This is a genomic window from Candidatus Thermoplasmatota archaeon (assembly GCA_030018475.1).
In the GTDB taxonomy this organism is placed as follows: Archaea; Thermoplasmatota; JASEFT01; order JASEFT01; family JASEFT01; genus JASEFT01.
The window spans coordinates 1-5,996 of record JASEFT010000012.1; the positions used below are offsets into that span (position 1 = coordinate 1).

Annotated in this window: 7 protein-coding genes; 6 read left to right on the forward strand and 1 reads right to left on the reverse strand. The window is 39.6% G+C overall.

All coding sequences use genetic code 11. The features are described from left to right. Positions 1-193, reverse strand: a 193-nt coding sequence (locus tag QMD21_02835) for an IS5/IS1182 family transposase (GenBank protein MDI6855704.1), incomplete at its 3' end; no start/stop codon positions are given. Between the two features lie 103 nt (positions 194-296). On the opposite strand from QMD21_02835, the gene QMD21_02840 reads away from it, so the two are divergent. From QMD21_02840 to QMD21_02865, 6 genes are all read left to right on the forward strand, one after another. After that, a complete protein-coding gene (locus QMD21_02840; protein ID MDI6855705.1) occupies positions 297-2,291 on the forward strand; it encodes a C25 family cysteine peptidase in 1,995 nt (664 codons plus the stop codon). A 98-nt stretch (positions 2,292-2,389) separates the two neighbouring features. After that, complete coding sequence (locus QMD21_02845) at positions 2,390-3,799, forward strand: hypothetical protein (protein MDI6855706.1); 1,410 nt, start codon at positions 2,390-2,392, stop codon at positions 3,797-3,799. Positions 3,800-3,853: 54 nt separating this feature from the next. Further along, entirely contained in the window at positions 3,854-4,192 is a 339-nt protein-coding gene (locus tag QMD21_02850) for a helix-turn-helix transcriptional regulator (protein ID MDI6855707.1), read from the forward strand. Further along, entirely contained in the window at positions 4,189-4,764 is a 576-nt protein-coding gene (locus tag QMD21_02855) for a DUF1700 domain-containing protein (protein MDI6855708.1), read from the forward strand. The genes QMD21_02850 and QMD21_02855 overlap by 4 nt, the downstream gene beginning before the upstream one ends. Before the next feature lie 21 nt (positions 4,765-4,785). Continuing rightward, the gene (locus tag QMD21_02860; GenBank protein ID MDI6855709.1) at positions 4,786-5,490 is read left to right on the forward strand and encodes a DUF72 domain-containing protein; all 705 of its coding nucleotides are present in this window, start codon (positions 4,786-4,788) and stop codon (positions 5,488-5,490) included. After that, entirely contained in the window at positions 5,471-5,908 is a 438-nt protein-coding gene (locus QMD21_02865) for a hypothetical protein (protein MDI6855710.1), read from the forward strand. The genes QMD21_02860 and QMD21_02865 overlap by 20 nt, the downstream gene beginning before the upstream one ends. The last annotated feature ends 88 nt before the right edge of the window (positions 5,909-5,996 follow it).

Below are 5,996 nucleotides of genomic sequence, written 5' to 3' on the forward strand. Positions count from 1 at the left end.
AAAATAAAACATAAATCATTCCGAGTGCGAGAATAAAACTCTTGGGATAGAAGTACCTTCCACCCCACCTATTACTGTTTATCACTCTAAGTTCTTGATCCCATCTATTCAGAAAATCAAAATCTAAAATTAGTTCGCCTCTCTTTACATACTTTTCGTTTTCAATTTTCCAATTCCGACAATCTTTAAACATATCCCATCCCAAAGCGGTGATGGGTTTAGAGGATATTATTTATTCTGTGCGACACAGCTCTAAAAACAAAAATATTTTATATACCAGCGCCTAATTATGAATGATGAAGAAGAAAATTCTAGCTGCTATAGTCATTGCAATAGTAATTGTATTGGCAGGTTGTTTTGCATGGTATATCATTGCTCAAAAGCCTTTCCTGTTATCTTACGAGAGTAAAAGAGCAGATCTTTTGGGACCAATACTGATAGAGATAGACAACAAAGATTTGCTTCAAAGCGCTGTTTGTTTTACACCATTAACTAATGACGGTAGAGCTTACTATGTACCTTTGTTCTTTTCTGTGGGGGATGAAAAACTGCCAGAACATTTGGCTGAAGAATACGCACCTGAAAATTTGAGTATTTCTGCATTTGGTAGAGATGTTAGCGAAGTAAGCATAAATATTGCAGCTCAGTACTGGGAGAGAATAGAACTTGTAGTGATAGTTTCTAATTATGAAGAAGCACTGCAAGTAGCGCCACTAGCTGCTTGGCTAAATGCACCTATTATTTTCAAAGGTCTTGGTGTGCAAGGGTTTCTAGAAAGAAAAGGTGTCGGCAGCGCTATCGTAGTCGGTGCGGGAGATTACAGTGTAGGAATAAAAAGACTGACCTCAAGAGAAGAAATTTGGAGTTTCTATTTGGACAGATTAAAAGAAAAAGGTGTTGCATCTAACTATGTCATTATAACAAATCCAAAAGATATTGATAAAGATGTGATGGTACCTTATCTCTCACTTAACTCTGCTGCGCTCGGCGCTTTTAGAAGAGCGCTTATTATTACAGGAGATTATACTGTAGAAAAAGATTTACTCTTTAAGCTCGGCTATGGCTGTGGAGAAGCAGGCGCTGGCGAAAGAGGTGAAGATGAGGATATTTTGAGTGAAGAAGAGGAGAGAGAAATACAGAAAGCGATAAACGAGAGAGCAATAAAACTCGATAATGATATTGATTATGCAGTTGAGTTCCTTAGAAATAGGAATATGAAGGCAGAGTATTTAGCGCTGGTCGGCGCAATCGATACTGTGCCGATGCTCTATATAAAAAATCCGATCTGGTACGAAGATGCAAATGAAGGAAATAATGGTGAAGAGTATTTAGCAACTGATTCTTACTACAGCGACTTAGATATTAAATTAGATTTGAAAAGAAACAAAATTGACGATTATATTTGTAACGGCACTGCTGGTAATTACGAAGGTAATAATTACGATTTTAAAAACGAAGCACTTTATACTCAAGAGCTTGCTGTGGGTAGAATTGTAGCTTGGAATTTGCTGGATTGCAGTGCTCTAATAGCAAGAAGTCTTGGCTACAGAAAATTGAGTTATACGCTCTACGAAGATTTTAATTCTATACTCACATCTAGAGTTTGCGGTACTGCCTCGCCAGGCTCTGCAGAAGAGCAAGCAAATGTGTTTCGCAGTAATAGATTGCTAAGTACTAGATTACTTTGGGCGCCGCCCTCAGCGTTAGGCTTCTGGGAGCCTAAAGACATTTCCAGCTCACATATTGCTGGAGACCCTGCTAAAATGACCAGAGCGAACTTTATCATTTACGATGGGCATGGTTTTCCAGACGGCTGGTATTATTGGTGGGTGCACATGCACGAACGAGAAAACTCGCCTGATACCATAAGAACTGAAGATGTTCGTAAATTAGCGCTAAAGCAAAGTGTTGTATTCTCAGCTTCTTGTTTGTGCTCAGCGCTAGATTGGCCTGTAATATGGAACGGCTCTGAAGATGAAAGGCGCTATGAAAAGCTTGGTATGGAGATGTTCTTTTCACTAGCTTTGATTCATTCAGGCGCTTTAGCTCATATAGGCTCTACAGAAGAGAGCTGGGGCGCGTTCATAGGCGGCAAAGCCCGAGGCTACGGAGATTTCGATCTCGCTACAATCTATTTTGAAAAGCTCTTAGGCAATGATTTAACAATAGGTGAGGCACACAGTAGAGCTAAAGAGGAATTTATTGGCTCCCAGCACCCAGGCTCCTTACCTTTCACTCAGACTTGCTTCCTAGAAAACGTTCTCTATGGCGAGCCTGCTGTGAACCCTTGAGAGAGGCAATATTTAAATTTTATTGCAAACATTTAAATAATAGTAGTACTATATACATAGTAGTGCTATGTAAGTAGCAGCAAAAGGTGAAGAAAAAAATGAGAAAAATATTGGGAATAGCGGTCTGCGCTCTGCTGTTTTTGAGCGCTGTTAGTACTGTGGGGGCAGCTCCAAGAGTTCTTGAGGATGAAGAGGATTTGCCGCAACTTGTAATCAATACTACAGACCTGTTCGGCGGCGGCGACCTTATAGCTGTAAAAATGAAAGACGCGCTTTTCGGCGTTGTATATGGAAATGAGACAAATAATAACAGTATAGTGATATTCGCAATAACTAAAAGATATCTCGGTGCTGCAGAAGTTTATGATGAAGAGGGCAACTTTAAAGGCAAACATCCAATACCAATACTCACGATATTCGCGCAACGATTAGCATTTCTGCTGGAATTTAGAGCACCAAGAGCAGAGGCAGAAGCTGTAGAAATAGCAGATTTTTATAGCCCGCTCTATCATCCAATATATGGCAGACCGCAACCTGTAAAAGCTGTTACTCTAAACAGAACTTGGGAACTTGAACGGCTAACAATGGATAACGAGAGCTTTATTTGGAATTTTACACTTAGAGCTACTAATCTAAGCTACGATAGAGTCTGGCCTGAGCATGAATATAATGAAGGCGACAAACTTGAGAAGCTTGAGTTCACATTCCATGTAAATGCAACTGTTGAGGAGATAAATATCACAGCACCTTGGTATAATGTAACTGTAGGTTATGGTAGAGTTCTTGATTCTGAGTTTTTGCGTAACGAATCTTATAACGGTACCTCAATAACCGCAACTTTCAAATATGATCATTACGTAGAAGGCTGGGATTTTAGTTATAATACTTCAAAACTTGCGCTTGAAACTCATCTATTACTAGGTTGCCATATATCACCGGCTGCAGCAAGCTGGATAAGGGAGCAATTTATTGATAGGGTTGGTGGGCGAGGGTTTGGTAGATGCATGTTGAGAGAAAATGCTGAGGGAGAAGTTGAAGAAGAAATAAATGCAACAACAGCTTTTGGCTTCAGGGATAGGCCACGCATAATCCCAAAAGGCAGAGACAAAATAAGATTTGAAGATAATTGGTACAGGATAGGAATGTTTAGATGGGTCTCTAACATTACTGTTTGGGATAACGAAACCAGCGAGCCTTACGAAGCGCCTATCTTCTTCCAGCTACATGGCGGAAAGCCTATTCTTCCCGGAGATGTAAGGCCTGGATTAAAAGGCATCTTCTTCGGGTTCTTAGCAAAAGGCGCTTTTATTTACCCACAGGGCTACAAGCTCTATCATGATCCTGAGTTCAGTGCGAGCGCTCTATTCTACGATATTATACCTGTAAAAGCACCGTCACTATTCAATCTCCTACCTTTAGAAATAATCAAAGCCCATCTGATAGAAACAGCAGTTGCAATCCTTGCAGTGTGCGCTCTTGTAGCTGTGCTCAGGAGAAAGAGGAAATAATTTTCAAGCTAAACAAAAACTCCAATATACCAAAATACCATATTCATTACAACAATGCTCTCGGAATGGTCTAAAGAACTTAAGAAAGGCTCTCTGCAGCTCTGTCTACTTGGACTGCTCAAAAAAGAGAAGAAATACGGTTTTCAAATTATAAAAGAGCTCGGGGAGCTTTCAAATGGCTATTTCGATTTGAAAGAAGGTACTCTCTATCCTGCTTTACACAGACTCGAGCAAAAAGGTTATTTAGCGAGTGAGTGGGTAGTAGAGGAGGGAAATGTTCCTAGGAGATATTATAAACTCACAAAAGAAGGTGAAACAGCACTTGAAAAAATAAAAGGAGACTGGCAGAGAATGGTGAAAAGTTGTAAAAACGTGTTGGAGGGAAAAAGATGAATGAAGAAATTGAGAACTATCTTGGGAAAGTGAGCTTTTATCTGCTCGGTGTGAAAAGGAGCGAGCGCAAGGAGATAATTGAAGAGCTTAGAAATCATCTAACAGAGAAAGCGCAGGCATTCGGCAATTTCTCAGCTGAAAACATAAAAAAGGCGATTGAAGAGTTCGGCTCTCCAAAAGAGCTTGCTTATAAATATAAAGAGCTGTATGGCTATAGCAGTGCATGGCTCTGTTGGTTTGCGGTTTTCGCTGCTGTTATCTCTGCACTCACACTACCAACCCTCGAATACCTTTCTATGATTTTTCTCCCTTTAGCCTTCCTATACATAGTCTATATGAGTTTAGTCGCTGGAAGAAAGGCTGGTATAGTGATAGGCGCTGTTTGCGGTGCTACACGAATACTCCTACTAGGCTTATTACTTGCATTTTACCCTGCTGCTTACGGTATTCAAAACTCTTTTGCTACAATTCCAGCCTTCTGCTTCGTCTCTATTATTATGGCTATGCTCGGCTACATACCTAGCTATTATAAAGAAAAATATAAAAAGAGCGCTGGAGAAAGTTTTATTTAGGGAAGCGCTTTTTCTAATTCGATGAAAATAGGCTGCTGCGGCTTTCCTAAAGGCATGAAAGAATATTTTAAGAATTTTGATGTTGTAGAAGTGCAGAGAACATTTTACGAGCCTCCAAGCATCGAAATTTTAAAAAAATGGCGTGCTCAAGCGCCCAGAGAGTTTGAATTTACTGTGAAGGCATGGCAGGTAATAACGCACCCAGCTACAAGCCCAACGTATAGGAAATCGAAATACAAGCCTAAAGAATGCGGGTTCTTCAAGCCTTGTAAAGAGATTTTTGAGGCGTGGGAGAAAATGACGGAAGTATGCAGCGCTCTAAACGTGAATATCGTTGTGTTCCAATGCCCAGCCAGTTTTAAGCCTGCTCAGAAGAACATCAAAAACATTTACGAGTTCTTTAACTCTATAAAATCAAAATCTTTAACTTTTATCTGGGAGCCGAGAGGGGAAGAATGGCGTGGCAACGTTATCAAAAAGATTTGCACAGAGCTGAATTTGATACATTGCGTAGACCCTTTTAAGAGCAGTCAGCAATCAGGTAAATTTAGTTATTTTAGGTTGCATGGTATCGGAGGCTATAGGTACAGGTATTCTAAGGAAGAGCTTGAGAAACTATTATCTTTTTGCACTCCTAGCTCTTACGTAATGTTCAACAATACTTATATGTTTGAAAACGCAATTGAATTTAAGGAGCTTGTTAGGCATGGTAGAAAACGTCAATAAAATAATGCGCAAAATAAAAGAGGAATACGATAGAAGCCCTGAGAACTGGCGAGTGCTTAGGGGAAGAGATAAAAAAGGCCATTATGACACCTTTGTCCTTGGCAACGATAAGCTATGGCATTTAAAAACAGAATGGAAAACCCCTTATCTACCTGTAGGAGTTGGCGAAAGAATTTTAGAGTTTTCCGATAAAGTAGAAAAAATAATTACTGAAAAAGGCGAGTATTTCCCAATAGGCGAAATCTATCCGCAAGCGAAGAGTGAAGCAATTATAGCAATAGGTATAGGGAAATATTCTCCTAAAGCTACTAAAGAACTCAAGGAGATAATAAGGGGGCAAGAAGCTCTAGAAAATAAATTATCCAATCAGTTAAATAAGCTACTGAAGAAAGAAGAGCTTCTTAAAGAATATTATTAGTAGAGAATGTCGAAATCTTCAGCTTTCCTTCTTGTATGAGCTCAAGTAACATAAAATCTTTTATACTCGCAAGTTCATTACCAAACAC